The sequence below is a fragment of the Streptomyces sp. TAA486 genome (genome assembly GCF_000426165.1).
This window is the reverse complement of sequence record NZ_AUEV01000002.1, coordinates 94,187-112,575: the sequence shown is the minus strand read 5'-3', so window position 1 is coordinate 112,575 and position 18,389 is coordinate 94,187. Positions and strand designations below refer to the sequence as shown.

General features: G+C 70.9%; 16 protein-coding genes. 6 read left to right on the top strand and 10 right to left on the bottom strand.

The window, feature by feature from the left end; genetic code table 11:
- Positions 1-153 precede the first annotated feature (153 nt).
- The gene (locus tag I004_RS0104445) at positions 154-768 is read left to right on the top strand and encodes a DUF2064 domain-containing protein (RefSeq protein ID WP_028434485.1); all 615 of its coding nucleotides are present in this window, start codon (positions 154-156) and stop codon (positions 766-768) included.
- A complete protein-coding gene (locus I004_RS32180) occupies positions 765-1,484 on the top strand; it encodes a methyltransferase domain-containing protein (RefSeq protein ID WP_051344698.1) in 720 nt (239 codons plus the stop codon). Before I004_RS0104445 ends, I004_RS32180 begins: the two co-directional genes overlap by 4 nt.
- Here I004_RS32180 and I004_RS0104435 read toward each other — a convergent pair.
- Complete coding sequence (locus tag I004_RS0104435) at positions 1,471-2,931, bottom strand: hypothetical protein (RefSeq protein ID WP_037975004.1); 1,461 nt, start codon at positions 2,929-2,931, stop codon at positions 1,471-1,473. The genes I004_RS32180 and I004_RS0104435 overlap by 14 nt on opposite strands.
- Positions 2,932-3,658: 727 nt before the next feature.
- On the opposite strand from I004_RS0104435, the gene I004_RS0104430 reads away from it, so the two are divergent.
- The gene (locus I004_RS0104430) at positions 3,659-4,114 is read left to right on the top strand and encodes a hypothetical protein (protein ID WP_158677000.1); all 456 of its coding nucleotides are present in this window, start codon (positions 3,659-3,661) and stop codon (positions 4,112-4,114) included.
- Positions 4,115-4,544: 430 nt separating this feature from the next.
- Here the strand turns inward: I004_RS0104430 and I004_RS0104425 are convergent, their stop codons facing one another.
- On the bottom strand, positions 4,545-5,975 hold the full coding sequence (locus I004_RS0104425) for a lipase maturation factor family protein (RefSeq protein ID WP_028434482.1): 1,431 nt from the start codon (positions 5,973-5,975) through the stop codon (positions 4,545-4,547).
- A gap of 142 nt (positions 5,976-6,117) precedes the next feature.
- On the opposite strand from I004_RS0104425, the gene I004_RS0104420 reads away from it, so the two are divergent.
- Positions 6,118-7,122 carry an acetylxylan esterase gene (locus tag I004_RS0104420; protein ID WP_028434481.1) on the top strand — a complete coding sequence of 335 codons (1,005 nt, stop codon included), beginning with the start codon at positions 6,118-6,120 and terminating at the stop codon, positions 7,120-7,122.
- An 18-nt stretch (positions 7,123-7,140) separates the two neighbouring features.
- Here I004_RS0104420 and I004_RS0104415 read toward each other — a convergent pair whose 3' ends face one another.
- From I004_RS0104415 to xylB, 6 genes are all read right to left on the bottom strand, one after another.
- The gene (locus I004_RS0104415; protein ID WP_028434480.1) at positions 7,141-7,353 is read right to left on the bottom strand and encodes a hypothetical protein; all 213 of its coding nucleotides are present in this window, start codon (positions 7,351-7,353) and stop codon (positions 7,141-7,143) included.
- Between the two features lie 130 nt (positions 7,354-7,483).
- On the bottom strand, positions 7,484-8,977 hold the full coding sequence (locus I004_RS0104410) for an acyl-CoA synthetase (protein WP_028434479.1): 1,494 nt from the start codon (positions 8,975-8,977) through the stop codon (positions 7,484-7,486).
- Positions 8,978-9,020: 43 nt separating this feature from the next.
- A complete protein-coding gene (locus I004_RS0104405; protein ID WP_028434478.1) occupies positions 9,021-9,797 on the bottom strand; it encodes a bestrophin-like domain in 777 nt (258 codons plus the stop codon).
- Positions 9,798-9,869: 72 nt separating this feature from the next.
- On the bottom strand, positions 9,870-10,496 hold the full coding sequence (locus tag I004_RS32175) for a hypothetical protein (protein WP_158676999.1): 627 nt from the start codon (positions 10,494-10,496) through the stop codon (positions 9,870-9,872).
- 320 nt (positions 10,497-10,816) lie between these two features.
- Positions 10,817-12,022, bottom strand: coding sequence for an ROK family transcriptional regulator (locus I004_RS0104395; protein WP_028434477.1), 1,206 nt, complete (start codon positions 12,020-12,022; stop codon positions 10,817-10,819).
- Between the two features lie 72 nt (positions 12,023-12,094).
- A complete protein-coding gene (gene xylB / locus I004_RS0104390; protein ID WP_028434476.1) occupies positions 12,095-13,525 on the bottom strand; it encodes a xylulokinase in 1,431 nt (476 codons plus the stop codon).
- 127 nt (positions 13,526-13,652) lie between these two features.
- On the opposite strand from xylB, the gene xylA reads away from it, so the two are divergent.
- On the top strand, positions 13,653-14,819 hold the full coding sequence (gene xylA / locus I004_RS0104385; RefSeq protein WP_028434475.1) for a xylose isomerase: 1,167 nt from the start codon (positions 13,653-13,655) through the stop codon (positions 14,817-14,819).
- A gap of 48 nt (positions 14,820-14,867) precedes the next feature.
- On the opposite strand, the gene I004_RS0104380 is transcribed toward xylA, so the two are convergent.
- Both I004_RS0104380 and I004_RS0104375 read right to left on the bottom strand, forming a co-directional pair.
- The gene (locus tag I004_RS0104380) at positions 14,868-15,905 is read right to left on the bottom strand and encodes a sigma-70 family RNA polymerase sigma factor (RefSeq protein WP_028434474.1); all 1,038 of its coding nucleotides are present in this window, start codon (positions 15,903-15,905) and stop codon (positions 14,868-14,870) included.
- 329 nt (positions 15,906-16,234) lie between these two features.
- Entirely contained in the window at positions 16,235-16,501 is a 267-nt protein-coding gene (locus I004_RS0104375) for an SGM_3592 family protein (RefSeq protein ID WP_037974999.1), read from the bottom strand.
- 351 nt (positions 16,502-16,852) lie between these two features.
- Here I004_RS0104375 and I004_RS32170 point away from each other — a divergent pair, with 351 nt between their 5' ends.
- Positions 16,853-18,343: an amino acid permease gene (locus I004_RS32170; RefSeq protein ID WP_051344697.1), complete on the top strand. Its 1,491-nt coding sequence runs from the start codon at positions 16,853-16,855 to the stop codon at positions 18,341-18,343.
- The last annotated feature ends 46 nt before the right edge of the window (positions 18,344-18,389 follow it).

Sequence of the window (18,389 nt, the reverse complement as noted above, 5' to 3'; positions counted from 1 at the left end):
CCGCCCGCGGTCGCCGCCCGGCTGCCGCTGCCCGCCGCTGCGTCGGACTCCGGAGCCGGTCCCGCTCGGTCCGCTGCCGGTCCCGTTCGGCGGCCCTCACCGGAGGGACCCGGGCCCGCGAACGCACCTGTACCCGCACCGACAACCCTTCTCGTGATTGCCAAGGAACCGGTGCCCGGCCGGGTCAAGACGCGGCTGACGCCTCCTTTCCGTCCCGAGGAGGCGGCCCTGCTCGCCGAGGCCTCACTCGCGGACACCCTGGAGACGGTCGCCCGAATGCACGTGCGCCGCCGAGTGCTCGTGCTCGACGGGCGGCCGGGACCCTGGCTGCCCGCCGGGTTCGAAGTCGTGCCGCAGCACGGCGGCGGACTCGACGAGCGGATCGCGGCCGCGTTCGGACTGTGCGACGGACCGGCGCTGCTCATCGGTATGGACACCCCGCAGATCACGACCGGCCTGCTCGCCCTCGCGACGAACTCCGGCCCGTGGGACGAGCGCGACGCCTGGTTCGGCCCGGCCGCGGACGGCGGCTTCTGGGCCCTCGGCATGGCGCGCCCCCAGCCCGGACTCGTCCTGGGCGTACCGATGTCCACGGCGGAGACGGGCGCGCGCCAACGGCAGCGGCTCGTCGAGGCGGGCCTGTCCGTACGGGACCTGCCGATGCTCCGCGATGTGGACACCAGCGCCGATGCCGCCCGGGTCGCTGAACTCTCCTCGGGACGCTTCGCCTCCGTGCACGCGGACCTCGCCCGGGCGGTGGCGCAGTGAGCGCACCCGCACTCGCGTGGTGTACGGAGCAGGACCCGTACGCCGACGCGCTCCGCGCCGGCCGGGGCCCGCTGTTCCTGCGGCGCCCCGACGGCTGGCTGCTGCCGCTTGAGGTGGAGCGGTGGTGCGCGCGGGCCGACCGGGCGGACATGAGCGTCCTACGGCGGTGCACGGGTACGGTCCTCGACATCGGCTGCGGTCCCGGGCGGTTGGTGGCCGCTCTGTCGGGGCTGGGGGTGCCCACGCTGGGCGTCGACACCTCTCCGGCCGCGATCTCCCGTACGCGCGGCGCGGGTGGCGCGGCGCTCCAGCGGTCCGTGTTCGACCCGCTTCCGGGTGAAGGACGCTGGCAGAGCGCGCTGCTGCTGGACGGCAACATCGGAATCGGAGGCGATCCGTCGAGGCTGCTGGAGCGCATACGTGAACTCCTCGCGCCCGATGGGCTGTTGTTCGCCGAGGCCTCGTCCGACGAGGTGGAGGAGAGGAGCGAGGTGCGCCTCTGCGACGGCACCGGAGGACAGGGCCCCGCGTTCCTGTGGGCGAGGCTGGGCCGCGAAGCGCTGCGGGAGCGAGCGGAGGCAGCCGGTTGGAGCGTCGTGGAGGAATGGCGGTGCGGCGAACGGCCGTTCATGGCCCTCGGGCGCGCCCGCGCGGCGGGTCCGTCCTGGAGGCCGGACAGCGGTTCGGGCCTGTCGGCCGTACTCACCAGCCGGTGATCAGCAGATGGTTGACCGTCAGCGCGGTGGCAGCTTGCGCGGCGAGCCACCATCGGCGGCCGCTCCGCGGCAGCAGCGCCGTCGCCGGCAGCAGCCACAGGGTGAAGGGCAGCCAGATGCGTTCCGTCTCGCCCTTGCTCATCCCGGAGAGGTCCGCGGCCAGGACGCAGCACACGCCACCGGCCACGAGCAGCAGCAGGGCGGCGCGTCGCCTGGCCGGATCCGCCCCCTCGACCCCGACGTCCGCGCCACTCCCGCGGTTCCGGCCGGCCCGGTAGGCGGCGGCCCCCGCCCTGCGCAGTGACGCGACGACGGCAGGGCCTGCCACGGCGGTCTGCGCGGCCAGGTTCGCCCACACGAAGTAGCCGTACGGGCGGACCGCTGCGGCCCCCTGGTAGTACCGCTCGACGAGCGTCGACCAGCCCTCGAACCACCAGAATCCGGCTGCCGTGAAGAGAACGAACCACGGCGCCATGCCCAGCAGCACGAGGGGAACGGGACGCACCGCACGCGCCGCGACCAGCACCGCCAGGGCGAGGAACCCCATCAGGATCAGCCCGTACGACAGATAGCAGGTCAGACCGAACAGCAGTCCCGAGCCCAGCGCGGCAGTCGCGGGAGCCCGTACGCTCCGTGTCGCCGACAGGGCGAGCAGCGCCAGCGCCCAGGCGCTCACCGCCGCGAAGTAGCCGTCGGCCGAGACACCCGTCCACACCACGGCGGGTGCGAGCACCACAAAAGGGGCGCAGCCGCGGGCAGCCTGCTCCGAGACCAGCGAGCGGACCGTCACCAGCACAGCCGCTACCGCGGAGGACCCGGCCGTGATGACGAAGACGGTTGCCCAGACGCCGCCGCCGAGTCCGATCCGGTCCAGCCCGACGAAGGTGAGAAGCGCCGCAGGCGGATGGCCCGCGACGTGCGGGGGCCAGTTGTCCGGCGCGTCCATGAGGATGCGCGCTGTGAAACCACGCAGCGTCGCACCGATGTCGTCGACGTCTCCGACGGACTGCAGATACTCATAGCCCGTCGTCAAACGTGTGGCGACGCCGCGATGCCAGCCGTCGACCAGCGTCAGCGACCAGCTCCACGCCATCCCGCCGGCCCACGCCGCGGGCAGCAGTGCGCGCCAGGGCAGGGCCCCTGCCAGGCGGGGCCCGTAGGCGATCACGAGCACGGCCACGGCGGCGGCGAGTACGGTGCCGGGCCCTGCGTGCGGCATCCAGTACGCGTAGAGAGGAGGCCAGCGCAGCCGCAGGGTGCCGGCGCTGTCGTCGTATGCGCGCCCCACGAGCGCCGCCGCCGCGAGGAGCAGGGCGGCCGCAGCCACCGCGCAGAGATCGAGGACGGTGCGGCGGTGGCCGGTCCCGAAACGGGCTTCGGTACCACCTGCGCCGGTTCCGGGGCGTCCGCTGCCGCTGTCCCGCCCGTGAGTTCGGGTCGAGGTCATCACCTGCTCACCGTAGGGCGCTGACCAGCGTCGCAGCGGTTCTCCGGGGCAGACGTCCCGGGATTGTCAGATCGGCGGCGTCACGCAGGACGGCCCCCGGACCGCGACCTCGGATCAAGGTCCGCTCCAGTTCCTCCCGCGGAGGCTGCGGGGGAGTCAGGGATCGCGCCTCGACCCTGGCGGTGATCGGTCCGTGGGCGTCCGGTCCCTCAGCAGATTGCAGCCGACGCACCCGTGGAACACCCAGGCGACCGGACGGATGACCCCTGAAAGACCGCGTGGCGGAAATGTGACCCTCCGGCATCTTGCGCAATTAGGACATGCGAGCGCACTCTCGACATCAGTGGTCAGCAGGGCTCGGCGACCGGCCCTGTACTCCCGTTCGCTCCCGTGGGGGGTGGCGAGCGGGGGCGCCCCGTCTGCTCCTGTGGGGGGAGCAGGCGGGGCCTCGCCTTTCACGGCTCACTCGTGGCACCTCCCGCCGTCAGCAGGCGATCAGCCTGACGCAATCGCGACAATGTGAAAGTTCAAGCCGATAGCTTGCTTTCCAGACATCACGGGCGCACTCTCGGCATCACCCCCACTCCGGCTCGGGCCTCCTTCTGTCCGCCGGGTGGGGTTCTCCGTCTCCCGGTCCGTCGCCGCGGGGTACCGGCACCGTTCCCCCAGGGTGCGGGACATGTACGACGGCGGGCCGGGTCCGTGGCTCCGGAGAGGGACGCCGACGATGAGAATGCGAACTGCCCACGTGGAGCTCGCACTTGCCGTTGGTCTAATTGCCGGATGCGGCAGCGCCACCGGAGGTGAGCCGAAGGCGGCCGGGGTCAAGTCGTCCGGTCCGGCGTACGGGACGTTGATCGGTCAGTGGCTGGACGGCCGGCAGGACCATCTGACGTCCCTTCAAGCTCAGTTGACCGACCTGAAGTCGGGTCCGCACCCCGGGACCTGCATCACGCTTCAGGGGCTGGTCGAGACGATGCGCCAAGGGGAGGGCTTCCCGGTGCGCGCCAACGAGGCGGACGCGTACGAAGGGGCGCGTGCCTGGCGGGCCGGCCTGCGGCACTACGCGAACGCCGCCGACCACTGCACCCAGGGCGACGAGGTCCTGATGAACCAGCAGATCCGGGAGGGCCGCGACCAGATGAGCACGGTCACCGACATCATCATGGCGCACTCGGAGTGACAGCCCTCCCCATCGTACGAACCCGCCAGGGTGGCGAGTGCTGACCGGCAACGAGGAGGTCGCCATGCGGAAGGCTCAACCGGGCCGCCGCGGCACACCGTCACAACCGTGACGACGAACCCGGTGAACAAATCAGCCGAAGCCCTCCCCACTCGGCCGTCGGGAGGGCTTCGGTGCGTCCCGGCCGTCATCAGTAACGGACTATGAAAGTTCTGCCGCTGACGTTGACGGCAAACCGGGCAAGGCGCACGATTCCAGCCATCCGGTGCGGCCCGGTCCTCCCCGACTTCATCCGCACCGGAGATGGGCCCCGCCGGCCGTTGCCCTCGGCGGGTCGGCGGGGTCCTCCCCGAAAGGACGCGGTCCGGGAAGGACGCAATCCCGCACCGTCCAAGCGGTAGGCGGCCGCCGATCCTGCCGTGGGCCGTGCCTAACGCGCCCGGTCCGCGTCCGTCGCGGCCCGTACGGGCGGCAGGAACTCCCGCACCAGCGTGCGGTGCCACCATTCGCCCGTCTCGCGCCGCTCCTCGCGCGTCGTGAACCGGTAGCGGTACAGCAACGCCCGTACGTGCGTGGGTGGTTCGTCGGGGAAGGGGTTGCGCCGCAGCAGCCGCAGCGTGTCACGGTCGCCCTCGAGCAGGCGGGCCACGAACGGTTCGAACCAGCCGGCCGCATACGCGGGGGAGAGGGCGGCGAACCACATCTGCCAGTCAAGCCGCAGATGGTACGGAGCGAACTGGCGCGGCAGACGGCTCACGTCACCCGGCTTGCCCTTGAAGTCGTACTCCCGCCAGACCGTCTCTTCATCGGGCTGCTCCTCGTCCGTGCCCTCGAGGACGATCTCGTGCCGCACCCGGGTGACGCTGCCGAAGGCGCCGTAAGTGTTCACCAGATGCAGGGAGTTGAAGGAGGCGTTCATCTGCTGGCCCCGGCTGATCATGTTGCGCACGGGCCAGTAGCTCAGCGCCAGCACCAGCGCCGTGACGGCGCAGACCACCCCCACGTACCACAGCGGCGGTGCGGCGAAGGACGGCGGCGACCCGGAGAAGGCCGAACTGTCAACGGCGGCAAGGGCGATGACGATCGTCAGCCAGTTCAGCCACGAGAAGTTGCCGGACAGCACGAGCCACAGCTGCGTGACGATGACGACCGCGGCCGCGAACGTGGCCACCGGCTGCGGCATCAGCAGCCCGAAGGGCACCACCAGTTGGGCCACATGATTGGCCGCGGTCTCCACGCGGTGCAGCGGCTTCGGCAGCCGGTGGAAGAACCAGCTCAGCGGACCCGGCATCGGCTGCGTCTCATGGTGGTAGTCCAGGCACGTCAGCTCCCTCCAGCAGCGGTCACCGCGCCACTTGATCAGCCCCGCCCCGAACTCCAGCCGGAAAGCCAGCCAGCGCAGCAGCCAGAGCACGAGCACAGGTGGAGCCGTCTCGTCGTTGCCGAGGAACACCGCGAGGAAGCCGGCCTCGAGGAGCAGCGACTCCCAGCCGAAGCTGTACCAGATCTGACCCACGTTGACGATCGAGAGATACGCGAGCCACAGCACGGCCCACATGAGCATCGACGCCCACAGCGGCACGGCGTCCGCGGCGCCCGCCACGATCGCCGCCGACAGCGCCGCACCACCCCAGCACACGCCTGCGAACAGCCGGTCGGAGCAGCGCCACTGGAAGAGGCTCGGAAAGGAGCGGAAGGGCACGCGGCGCACGAACCGCGTCACCGGCGTCAGGCCGCGCTCACCGATCAGCGCCCGGAACTGCAGCGCTCCGGAGATGAAAGCGACCAGATAGATGCCGGCCAGCGCCCTCTGGAGCACGAGCCGGGTCAGCCAGTAGTCGGATGCCGCAAACCAGTCCATGTGGCACGGATACCACCGTCGCGGGCTGTCATGGGTGATGAACAGAGTGAAGAAGTCGCCGCCGGAAGGCGCCGCGCGCCGTGCGATGCTGTGGCCTGCTGGCCGGGCACCTGGACGGCCGGAGCGTTCGCCGAGGAGACACATGCCGCTGACCGACATGCCGCTGGAGCAACTGCGCAGCTACCGGCCCGAGACCACCGCGCCGGATGACTTCGAGGACTTCTGGGCCGGCACTCTCTCCACAGCCCGGGAAGCGGCACACGCTGCACCGCCCGCGACCTTCCCGCGCATCACTGACTCCCCGCTGCGCACGGTGGACGTCCACGACGTGCGCTTCCCAGGATGGGACGGGCAGCCGGTGGCGGCGTGGCTGCTGGTGCCGCGCGGCGCGGACGCACCGCTGCCGGTCGTCGTCAACTACATCGGCTACGGCGGCGGAAGAGGGCTCCACACGGAACATTTGCTGTGGAGCGCGGCGGGCTACGCCCACCTCGTCGTCGACAGCCGAGGCCAGGGCCACGCCACCCCCGACCCCGATCCGGTACCCGGGCCGCATTACGTCGGTGGCTTCATGACGCGCGGCATCGACGGCCCCGAACATCACTACTACCGCCGACTGATCACCGACGCGGTGCGCGCGGCCGAGACCATGCGCAGCCATCCCGCGGTCGATCCGGCGCGCGTGATCGTCACCGGCCACAGCCAGGGAGGCGGTCTGGCCCTGGCAGTCGCAGCGCTGGCCGGGACCGAGGTCGCGGCGGCTCTCGTCGACGTGCCGTTCCTGTGCCACATCCGGCGCGGCGCCGAGCTCGCCGCGGCCGGCCCGTACCCGGAGATCGCGCACTATCTCGGAGTCCACATGCGCGACGACCCCGAGAGCGTCTTCTCCACGCTCGACTACTTCGACGGGCTGCACTTCGCCCGGCGTGCCGCGGTGCCCGCGCTCTTCAGCGTCGCCCTGATGGACCCGGTCTGCCCGCCGTCCACCGGCTTCGCCGCGTACAACCACTACGCGCACTCCGACAAGGAGGTCGTGGTCTGGCAGTTCGGCGACCACGGCGGGGGGCGGGGCTCGCAGACGCTCCATCAGCTGCGCTGGCTCGCCGACCGCGGACTCGGGCCGGACGGTGCGCAGCCGAGCACCTGATCGTTGCGTCGGCCCGCGTCACCGCACCGCTCGCGCCACCTTCTCCGAGGCGCCGCCGACCGCCACGCCCAGCACGACCAGCGTGAGGCCGGCGAAGACCTCGTAGCCGCTCAGGAATCCGATCCGGTGCACCAGGCCCCACAGCTTGAACCAGCCGAAGAAGTGATGGGCGACGGCCCCGACGCCCTGCGCGATCAGGAGGAACGCGAGGAACTCCAGAAGTTTCTTCATGATCGCAGGCTAGGAACGCCGGTGCGGCCGGTCAGTCGGCCGAAGGTATCTGCCGTGGCGACTTCCGTCGCGTGTTCGTGCGGCTCGAAAGTGCCCGGGGCCTCCGAAGCAAGGCCGGGCCCGCGCGAACTCAGTCGGCGGGCTGTGCCGGCTCCGGCGGGCCGGTCAGTTCCCGCTTGAGGATCTTGCCCATGTCGTTGCGGGGCAGGGCATCCCGGAAGTGCACGGTGCGGGGCCTCTTGTGCGGGGCGAGCTGCCCGGCGACGAAATCCGCCAGCACCTCGGCTTGCGGCGGCGACGCCGGGTCGGCCGGCACGATCCAGGCGACGACGTGTTCGCCGAGGTCCGGGTCCGGGGCGGCGGTGACGGCGGCCTCCGCGACGGCGGGGTGCGACAGCAGCACGTTCTCGATCTCGCCCGCACCGATCTTGTAGCCGCCGCTCTTGATGAGGTCGGTGGCCTTCCGCCCCACCAGCCGCACGTAGCCGTCCGCGTCCAGCGTGGCCATGTCGCCCGTACGGAACCAGCCGCCGTCGAAGACTCCGGCCGTGGCGTCCGGGCGGTTGAGGTACTCGGTGAAGAGATTGGGGCCGCGCACCTGCACCTCCCCGACCACGTCCGTGCCTTCCGCCTCCTCCTCGCCGCCGGTGCCGATCCGTTTGCCCGCGTCGTCGACGAGGCGTAGGTCGACGTCGCGCAACGGCACACCCACGGTGCCGGGGCGAGGTTCCCCGTCGGCGCGCACGCTGGTGTTCATCAGGGTCTCCGTCATCCCGTAGCGCTCGATGACGTGGCGGCCCGTCGCTGCGGTGATGCGCCGGTGGTCGTCCAGCGGCAGCGGAGCGGAACCGGAGACGAGCAGCCGCGCGCCGGAGAGCGCCTCGACGAGCCCGGGTTCGGAATCCAGGGAGTCGGCCAACCGGTGGTACATCGTGGGCACGCCGAAGAGCATGGTGCCTCCTCCGGCGAGAGCGTCCGCCACTCCCTGCGTCGAGAACCTCCCCAGGTGGTGGAGACATCCGCCACGGCGCAGAGGCCCGAGGACACCCAGGATCAGGCCGTGCACATGGAACAGCGGCAGCGCGTGCACGACGACGTCGTCGTCCGTCCACTGCCAGGCGTCCTCCAGCGCGTCGAGCGTGACGGCGACGGCGCGGCGGGAGAGGACGACGCCCTTGGGCGGTCCGGTGGTGCCGGAGGTGTAGACGATGAGCGCCGGCGATTCGGCGTTGGGCTCGGGTGCGAGGTTCCACGCTGTGGCGTCGGCCTCCGCGGTGACGACGATGTCCGTGCGGGGGACCGCGGCCAGCGCCTCGGGCAGCTCGGCGTCCGGCTCGGCCAGAACCATGGAGGGTGCGCTGTCGGCGACGACGTGCGCGAGCTCGCGCTCACCGCTGCGCGGGTTGACCGGCACCACCGGAACTCCGGCCAGGAGCGCGCCCACCACGGCGACTGCGGTCTCCAGGGTGGGGGTCGCCCACACCGCGATGCGTCCCGCGTCGCCCATACGGGTGGCCATCTCGCCCGCCGCGGCCGCGAGTTGCCGGTAGCTGAGGGCACGCTCGCCGAAGCGCAGCGCCAGGCGGCTTGATTCGGTGTGCAGCGCGGGCAGGAGCAGTGGCACCCGGTTCTCCTCAGACGATCCCGACCGTGGAACCGCCAGCATCTCATCCGGCCGAGATGTTGCCGCCTGCCTGGGGAAAGAGCGCTGTGAACGCCCCGGCCGGATCGGTCAGCCCACGTGCGAACGGCTCGTCGAATTGCCGTACGAGGAAGAGCAGGAACGCGATCAGTGCGGTGAAGATACCGGCCAGCAGCAGCTCTCTCGTCGATCGCTGGATCTGCAGGGCGAAGAGCATCCCGACCGACACCACCGCGCCGGCGAACAGCCCCAGCCAGACGACGCCCGGCAGCGTCGGCTCAGCGCTGCCCGCACGGCTGGTGCGTGCGGCGTCGACCGCCGCGACCCTGTCCGCCAGCGCCGCGTAGGCCTGCTCCTCGCGTGACGTGCGCGGCTCCCAGTCCAGTACGTCCTTGCGCAGGTCCGCCAGCAGCTTGCCGCCCTGAGGGGTGAGCCGGCCGTGTTCCACCATGTACGGCCACTCCGTGGCGACCGTGTGGTGCACATAGGCGGCGACATCCGACCTGATCCGCTCGCGATGGACGGCGGGCACGGCACGCGCGCGCTCGTGGACCTCGTGGAGGGCCTGTGCCTCGTCGGTGGCCACGCCGTCGGCGACGTTGCGTGCCTCCCAGACGCCCGCGATGGCCAGACCGAGCACGATCGCGTACACCACCCCGGTCATCATCGTCATGTACTCGATCACGTCGGGGGTTTCGGAGGGGTCGTCACCGTCCGTACGCCGCTGCCGGAGCACGACGGCCCAGGTCACGGCGGCGCAGGCGGTGAGGATCGCGAGGATGAGGACCAGCCATTCGGGCACGGTTGCACTCCCGGGTGATCGACGGGACGGACAGCGGACGGGGGAGCGAAGGCGCCGGGTGGGCACCCTCGTTCAGCGGCCGAAGGGGGACGACGACGGGGGCGAGCCTGAACCGGCGCCGCCGCGTTGCGCGTTGCCGGAGCGGCCGCTGCGGGCGCGCAGCGCGGCGGCGGCGAGCACCGCGGGAGCGACCAGCAGCAGAAGGCGGCCGGTGAGCGACAGTCGGCCGGTGTCGCTCCGGGGGACCGGTTCGAGACGCGCGGGTGCCGTCAGACGGGAGTGAGTGGGCGCGGGGGAAGGGGAGGGGGAGGGCGCCGTTTCGGGTGGGCGCTGCTGTGTCTTGGGACGCGGTACGTGTGCGGGGCGCGGCGGGCGGTGCACGACCGGGGCCTGAGCCTGCGGTTCGTCGCTGGGCGTCGGCGGCGGGGAGGCGGAGGTCGTCGGTTGGGGCGTGCTGAGGGACGGCGTGGGTGTAGGCGTGGGTGTGGGCGTCGGGACGGGCGGGGGCGGTACTTGGGGCACGCACGTGCACTCCCAGGAACAGTGCCGCGCGGCCAGCGCCAGCCGCAGGTGGGTGGCGACGACGGTGAGAGACACGACGTGGCACCTGCCGCCGTGCGCCGAGAGCTCGATCCGGGCACCGGCCGCTTCGAGGGAGAGGTCAAGACCGTCAGGCAGGCGGTCCGTGACGTCGTCCACGTGGGGTACGGGTATGCGGCCGGTGCTGTCGTCTGCTCCGGCCGGCGGCGGGGAGGACCAGGCCGCCGCGGGTGCGCTGCACGTCAGAGCAAGTGCCGCACCGGCCACGGCTGTTGATGCTGCGCGGTGCCATCTGTGGCGTCGTGTCACATGATCGAGCATGTGGGGCGCCGCCTGCGCACGGCACGGCATCCCCCGGGTATTCGCCCGAAGTACTGAATTACATGGTGAAGTTGACGGGTCGTTCGGCTGTCGGACGGCGGCCAGGGACCTTGGCCAAGCTCATCGGCAGTCCGTACGGCCGTGTGCGGTACTGGGCTTCAGTGTGCGACGGCGTACGGCAACGGGTCGTCGAGCACGGACCGTACGACCGAGTGCGCCGCGCCCAGCGAGGGACCGTCGCTGCCGACCGCCGAGACGGCCACCTCGGGCACGGCGTCCGGTGCAGCCGTGCGCTGCCGCAACTCCCGCTCCAGCGGGGGCAGCAGCCACGGTGCCAGCCCGACGAGGGCGCCGCCGAGCAGCACCGCCCGCGGATCGAGAAGGTTGACCGCACCGGTCAGCGCGATGCCAAGTGCCCTGCCCGCGCGGCGCAGAGCCCGCAGCGAGGCTTCGTCGCCGTCCTCGGCCCGGGCGCGCAGCCGCGCCAGCGCCGCGGTGCGCCCGCCCGCACCGCGTACCGCGATGCCCGCGGCACGCAGCAACGCCGCCTCGCCGGCGTACTGTTCGAGACATCCAGAGCCGCCGCACGCACAGCGCGGCCCGTCGGGCTGCACCGGGACATGGCCCAGTTCCCCTGCGAACCCCCTGGTGCCGCGCAGGAGTTCACCGTCAAGGACGACTCCGGCGCCGATGCCGACCTCGGCCGAGACATGGATGAAGTCACGACGCGCTGTGCTCTCCCCTGTGAGCCAAAGCTCCGCCAGCGCACCGAAGTTGGCCTCGTTCTCCACTGTCAGCGGAAGCGGCGGACCTGCCGTGGCGAGATGCGCAGCGAGGTCCGTGTCGTGCCAGCCGAGGTTCGGCGCGCGCACCACGTTCGTCGACGAACGGGTGACGAGCCCCGGAACGGCCACGGCCAGGCCCGCCGGACGCAGCCCCGCGGCGCCGGCATCCGTGACTACACGGTCGAGGAGCGAATTCAGGCGCCGCAGCACGGAGTCCGCCCCGGCCTCGCCGTTGGGCCTCTCGTCGCCCTCCCTGACCCGGACTCGGCCTCCGAGGTCGACAGCACACACCGTCAGATGGTCGACGCCGATCTCAGCACCGATACCGCACGGGCCCAGGCCGGTCAGCGCCAGCGCGTTGCCGGGCCGGCCCACACCCCCGGAACGTCCCGGTCCCAGCTCGACGAGGAACCCCGCGCGCAGCAGCTCTTCGACGAGAGTGGAGACCGAGGCACGCGTCAGCCCGATCCTCGCGGCGATGGCCGCACGCGACACAGGACCGGCGGCGGCCACCGCGTACAGCACACGCGAGAGATTGCGCTGACGCATCTCCTGCTGCGAGTTGGGCGGGACTGCCATGAACCTAACGTCCGTTCCTCCGGGTCGAATCGACGTACCGCCCGCCGGGCCGGACGGTCCGCGGCAGGGGTGTCAGCGCTGCCGGAGCAGAGTATCCGCACCCGCGAGAGTGTCCGCGACACGGGTCAGAGTGGCTTCGTCCCGCGGGACGGCCTCGTAGGCAGGGCCGTCCGCGGTGCCCCATCGCCGGGCCACTGCTGCCGGGTCCTCTTCCAGGAGCAGCCCCGCTGCCTGGGCGGCCGCCCCCAGCGCCACGAGCTCCTCCGCCCGCGGCACCTGCACCGGCCTGCCCGACAGGCGCCGTACCGACTCGCGCCAGGCGGTGCCCTTCGCGCCGCCGCCGATGAGCAGCAGCGGTGCGTTCTCGTCCGCGTTCTCCCCCTCCAGCACCTTGTCGAGTGCCCGCAGCAGCGCGAAGACCGCCCCGTCGTAGGAGGCCTGCAGGATCTGGCCCGCGGTGGTGTCGTGACGCAGGCCGCTCAACAGCCCTGAGGCGTACGGGAGGTTGGGCGTGCGCTCCCCGTCGAGGAACGGCAGGAGTGCCGCCTCACCGCCGGCTTCGACGGCCTCGCGGTCCAGGGAGAGCAGCGCGGCGACGCGGTCGACGGCGAGCGTGCAGTTGAGGGTGCAGGCCAGCGGGAGCCAGTCGCCGCGTGCGTCGGCGAAGCCCGCGACAGTGCCGGTCGGATCGGTCGGCCGCCGCGAGGAGACGGCGTACACCGTTCCCGAGGTGCCCAGGCTCAGCACGGGCTGACCGGGACGCAGTCCCAGCCCGAGTGCGGCGGCCATGTTGTCGCCGGTGCCGGTCGCAACCAGGGCGCCGGCGGGCACCGGCAGACCGGGCAGCACGGTGCCCGCCGCCTCGCCCGGCGTCGTGACACGCGGCAGCAACTGCGGTGAGAGGCCGATGAGTTCGAGCATCTCATCGTCGTAGGCACTTGTGGAGCTCGCCCACCAGCCGGTGCCGGAGGCATCGCCCCTGTCTGTCGTGCCCTCACCGGTGAGGCGCCCCGTCAGATAGTCGTGCGGCAGCCTGACTGCTGCCGTGGCGGCGGCGGAGTCCGGCTCGTTCTCGCACAGCCATGCCCACTTGGTGACGGTGAAGGCGGGTGCGGGGACGCTGCCGAACCGGTCGGCCCACGCGGCCGGGCCGCCCAGCTGCTCGATGAGCCGGTCGCTCTGCGGCGCGGAGCGCACGTCGTTCCACAGCATCGCGGGACGCACCGGCCGCCCGTCCGCGTCGAGTGTCACGAGCCCGTGCTGCTGTCCGCCGACGGACACCGCCGAGGCCCCCTGCGCCAGGCGGCCGCACTGTTCGAGCGCGGAGCCGAGGGCCTGCCACCATTCCTCCGGGTCGCTCTCGTGGCCCGGCCCCGGGGTCACGGTGTGCGGCGCCTGGCCCCGGGCGACGACCTCGCCGGTGGCGGCATCGACGACGAGTGCCTTGGTCGACTGCGTGGAGCTGTCCACGCCGATGACGAACGGTCCCTCTGGTGCGGACATGAAACCCCTCAGCCTCCTTCTTCGCGGCCTCTTCCCACGCTGCGGCCCTGGGCGCATACTAATTTGTCAACGGTCATGACTAATAGCCGTGTGCGCGAGGAAGCGCCACGGGGAGAGGGGCGGCGGAATGAACTACGCGCCGACGCCGGAGGACAGGTTCAGCTTCGGTCTCTGGACGGTGGGCTGGCTGGGACGCGACCCGTTCGGCGAAGCGACCCGCGCCCCCCTCGACCCGGTCGAGGCCGTGCACCGGCTCGCCGGACTGGGCGCCTGGGGAATCACCTTCCACGACGACGACCTCATCCCGCACGGCTCCGCACCGGCCGAGCGCGAGGCCCACATCAAGAGGTTCCGGCAGGCCCTGGAGGCCACCGGCATGGTCGTCCCCATGGCGACGACCAACCTCTTCTCGCACCCGGTCTTCAAGGACGGTGCCTTCACCGCCAACGACCGCGACGTGCGCCGGTACGCCCTGCGCAAGACGATGCGCAACGTCGATCTCGCCGCCGAGCTGGGCGCGAGGACATATGTGGCCTGGGGCGGCCGCGAAGGAGCCGAGTCCGGTGCGGCCAAGGACATCCGGGCGGCGCTGGACCGCATGAAGGAGGCATTCGACCTCCTCGCCGAGTACGTGACCGAACAGGGCTACGACCTCCGCTTCGCCATCGAGCCCAAGCCGAACGAACCTCGCGGCGACATCCTGCTGCCCACCGTCGGCCACGCCCTGGCGTTCATCGACCGGCTGGAGCGGCCGGAGCTCTTCGGCGTCAACCCCGAGGTCGGACACGAGCAGATGGCGGGCCTCAACTACCCCCACGGCATCGCGCAGGCCATGTGGTCGGGGAAGCTCATCCACCTCGACCTCAACGGCCAGTCCGGCATCAAGTACGACCAGGATCTGCGCTTCGGGGCCGGCGACCTACGGGCCGCGTTCTGGACGGTGGATCTGCTGGAGAGCGGAGGCTACGAGGGCCCCCGCCACTTCGACTTCAAGCCGCCCCGCACCGAGGACTACGACGGGGTGTGGGCGTCGGCGGCCGGCTGCATGCGCAACTACCTGATCCTGCGCGAACGGGCGGCAGCCTTCCGCGCCGACCCGGCCGTGCAGGAGGCGCTGCGTGACTCCCGGCTCGACCAGCTCACCCTGCCGACCCTGGAGCCGGGCGAGACACCCGGCCGGCTCCTCGCGGACCGCTCCGCCTTCGAGGACTTCGACCCGGACGCGGCGGCGCAGCGGGGCATGGCCTTCGAACGCCTCGACCAGCTCGCCATGGACCACCTGCTCGGTGCCTGAGCGCCCGCCGCTCACAACCGGGCCGTGCCCGCGGAGGGCGGCAGGTGCTCAGCGCCCGGCCGCTTCCGCGGGCACGGACTCCGGCAGCCCGAACAGGGGAAAGAGCTCGTCGCCGAAGAAGGCGCCCACGTGTGCCACGTGGCCGTCCTCGATCCCGAGCACCTGCAGCTGGAAGGGCTTGTAGTCACCGCCCTCGTGCCGGCTGTAGAGCGCGAAGGCGGGCTGGCCGTTGGCAGCGGTCGGGATCATCAGACCCTCGCCGGGGCCTATAGGGCACTGCGCGCCGATGAGGCGCGCTATGGCGTCGCGGCCGCGGAACCACTCCGGGAACGGAGGCATCTCCCAGACCGCGTCCTCCTTGAAGAGCTGCACGATCGCCGTGACGTCGGAGTTCTCGAACGCCTTGGCGTAGCGGTCGAGAAGCTCGCGCTGGGCGGGATCGGTCGGCTCGGACAGCTCGTCCTCCGTGAGCGCCGCCTGCTGCAGTTGCGCACGTGCGCGCTGCAGGGCGCTGTTGACGCTCGCCGTCGAGGTGTCGAGCAGTTCGGCGACCTCGGCCGCCCGCCACTTGAGGACCTCGCGCAGCAGCAGCACCGCACGCTGCCTCGGGGGCAGATGCTGCAGGGCGGCGACGAGGGCGAGTCTCATGCTGGAGCGCGAGACGACGACCGCGGCCGGGTCCGAGGGCTGCTCACCACGGAACATCGCATCGGGCACGGGCTCCAGCCATGGAACCTCCGGTGCCTCCACCACGGGACGCTCCGGATCGTCGCTGGGCGCACCGATCCCGGACGGCATGGGACGGCGGCCACGGCTCTCGATGGCTGTCAGGCACGCGTTCGTCGCGATCCTGTAGAGCCATGTACGCAGCGACGAGCGGCCCTCGAAGCGGTCGGCGGCGCGCCACGCCCGCAGATACGTGTCCTGCACGAGGTCTTCGGCGTCGTGGACCGACCCCATCATGCGGTAGCAGTGAGCCAGCAGTTCGCGGCGGTAGGGCTGTGCCCGGTCCAGCAGATCGTCGCGGCTGAGAGGAGCATCGGCGGACGGCGCGGTGACGGATTCGCCGAGGGTACTGTCTGTCATGACCAGGCCTTTCGCCTTTCGACCGCGGTGGCGGGTGGTGACCGGCCCGTAAGTATCGCAAGGGCGTGCGAATTTCGGGAGCCGGGCGGGAAGATGTCTCGGTTCATACTGCTATCGATACGGACATTCTCCGCCCATCAGACCCCTGACCGGAATGGTCCGGCTGGTAAAGAAGGGTCGTGTGAAGGGAATTCCCCGGAATCGCCGGCCACGGAGCGTGCCGGGCAATACCTGGTCAAGGCGGTGACAGCGGGGTGGCGGACGCACTCGTCTCCGCCCACCGGCCGCGCGGCGGCGAGGGTCGGGGTCCTATGCCGTTGTGACTGGTCTCAGTCGTCGTTGCCGCGGCGCCGCTTGCGCGCTCTGCGGCGGCTCTTGCTGAAGAACCACCCGGCGGGAGGAGCGTCCGCCCGCCAGGGCTGCGGTTCGGGCGGGCTCTGCCGCCAGCGTTCCCGCAGCATCCGCGTCCGCGCTGCCGGCTCCTTCACCTCGGCGCCCCGGATGAAGTTCTCATCGAGGTCGAGCCCTTCGTCCCAGTTCTGCCCGCTCTCCTGTTCGTCCCCGTTCCCGCCGCGGCCCCGTGGCTCGGTGCCCATGGGCCATGCCTCCATCCCTTTTGTCCGCCTCGTCGAGATCTGATATTTCAACGCCTCGCCGTGCGTCTGTGTTCCACGTGTCCGCCTGACGAGGTACTGCTGACGGAATGCGGACGCCCGGGCGATATCAGCCCAGGCGGAATGTGTCGCTCCGCGCGATAGCTCCCCAAGCCACGACACCTCTGGGGAGGCGCGCATTCACCATCCGTGACAGTGACACAGATCACATTGACCTTGCGGTCTTCCTGGCGGTTCAGTGGCCCACTGACTCAGTCCGCAGAGAATTCCTTGGCAGAACCTTTGAATGGAACCTCAGTTCACGGAATGCCCAGGGAAATAAAGGAACTAGCAATGGGCATGCGACCGTCGAATGTAACTGAGAGTGCGGATGGCAAGCGCTCAGGGCATGCGTCTACCGATGGGCCCGCGGAACAGGACTCACTGAGGGCAGGCCTCAAGAACCGGCATCTGTCGATGATCGCGATCGGCGGGATCATCGGCGCAGGTCTGTTCGTGGGTTCCGGCGCGGGGATCGCGAAGGCCGGCCCGGGAATCATCGTCTCCTACCTGATCGCGGGGCTGCTCGTCGTCCTCGTGATGCGGATGCTGGGCGAGATGGCGGCGGCCGACCCCTCCTCGGGCTCCTTCTCCACGTACGCCGACCGCGCCCTCGGGCGGTGGGCAGGCTTCGCCATCGGATGGCTCTACTGGTGGTTCTGGGTCGTCGTGCTCGCCGTGGAGGCCACGGCGGCGGCGACCATCCTCACCGGTTGGGTGCCCGCCGTACCGCAGTGGACCTGGGCCCTGATCGTGATGGTCTTGCTGACCGCCACCAACCTCGCGTCCGTCGGCTCGTACGGCGAGTTCGAGTTCTGGTTCGCCGGGATCAAGGTCGTGGCGATCGTCGCCTTCATCGTGCTGGCAGGCATGGGCGTACTGGGGCTGCTGCCTGGCGCCGAGGCCACCGGGGTGTCGAACCTGACGGCACACGACGGGTTCCTGCCGAACGGACCAGGAGCGATCCTCTCCGGAATGCTGCTCGTCGTCTTCTCCTTCATGGGCAGCGAGATCGTCACGCTGGCCGCCGGGGAGTCGGCCAACCCGGAGAAGATGGTGCGCCGCGCGACCAACAGCGTGATCTGGCGCATCGGCACCTTCTACCTGGGCTCGATCATCCTCGCGGTGGTGATCGTGCCGTGGAACTCCAAGGCGATCGTGGACAAGGGTCCGTACGTGGCGACCCTCGACCAGCTGGGCATTCCGCACGCGGGCACGATCATGGACGTCATCGTCGTGACCGCTGTGCTCTCCTGTCTCAACTCCGGTCTCTACACCGCCTCGCGGATGGCCTTCTCGCTGGGCCGCCGCGGTGATGCGCCCAAGTCGTTCTCGCAGGTGAACAAGAGGGGTGTGCCGGCGACGGCCATCTGGTCCTCCGTGGCCTTCGGATTCGTCGCCGTCATCTTCAACTACACCTCGCCGGACACCGTCTTCCAGTTCCTGCTGAACTCCTCGGGAGCGGTGGCGCTCTTCGTCTGGCTCGTCATCTGCTTCTCGCAGCTGCGGATGCGGCCACTGATCGAGCGGGACATGCCGGAGCGGCACACCGTGCGCATGTGGCTGTTCCCGTATCTGACGTACGCGACGATCGCGCTGATGCTCTTCGTCATCGGCTACATGTTCTACGACTCCGAGGGCCGGCAGCAGATGATCATGTCGGTCGTGGTGGCGGCCGTCGTACTCGTCCTCGGGGTCCTGCTGCAGCGCAGGCACGCCCTGCAGGAGTCCGACGGGACATCCGAGAAGGCGCGGGAACACGACCCGTCCGCCGTGGAGAAGTAGCGGCGGGGAAGCGGCTGTTGGCGGCGGGGCCCGGACCATCCGGAGC

Excerpts from the sequence above, each read along its gene's own strand:
- I004_RS0104435 (WP_037975004.1), bottom strand. The coding sequence starts at position 2,931 with ATGACCTCGACCCGAACTCACGGGCGGGACAGCGGCAGCGGACGCCCC.
- I004_RS0104430 (WP_158677000.1), top strand. The coding sequence starts at position 3,659 with ATGAGAATGCGAACTGCCCACGTGGAGCTCGCACTTGCCGTTGGTCTA.
- I004_RS0104425 (WP_028434482.1), bottom strand. The coding sequence starts at position 5,975 with ATGGACTGGTTTGCGGCATCCGACTACTGGCTGACCCGGCTCGTGCTC.
- I004_RS0104420 (WP_028434481.1), top strand. The coding sequence starts at position 6,118 with ATGCCGCTGACCGACATGCCGCTGGAGCAACTGCGCAGCTACCGGCCC.
- I004_RS0104415 (WP_028434480.1), bottom strand. The coding sequence starts at position 7,353 with ATGAAGAAACTTCTGGAGTTCCTCGCGTTCCTCCTGATCGCGCAGGGC.
- I004_RS0104395 (WP_028434477.1), bottom strand. The coding sequence starts at position 12,022 with ATGGCAGTCCCGCCCAACTCGCAGCAGGAGATGCGTCAGCGCAATCTC.
- xylB (WP_028434476.1), bottom strand. The coding sequence starts at position 13,525 with ATGTCCGCACCAGAGGGACCGTTCGTCATCGGCGTGGACAGCTCCACG.
- xylA (WP_028434475.1), top strand. The coding sequence starts at position 13,653 with ATGAACTACGCGCCGACGCCGGAGGACAGGTTCAGCTTCGGTCTCTGG.
- I004_RS0104380 (WP_028434474.1), bottom strand. The coding sequence starts at position 15,905 with ATGACAGACAGTACCCTCGGCGAATCCGTCACCGCGCCGTCCGCCGAT.
- I004_RS0104375 (WP_037974999.1), bottom strand. The coding sequence starts at position 16,501 with ATGGGCACCGAGCCACGGGGCCGCGGCGGGAACGGGGACGAACAGGAG.
- I004_RS32170 (WP_051344697.1), top strand. The coding sequence starts at position 16,853 with ATGGGCATGCGACCGTCGAATGTAACTGAGAGTGCGGATGGCAAGCGC.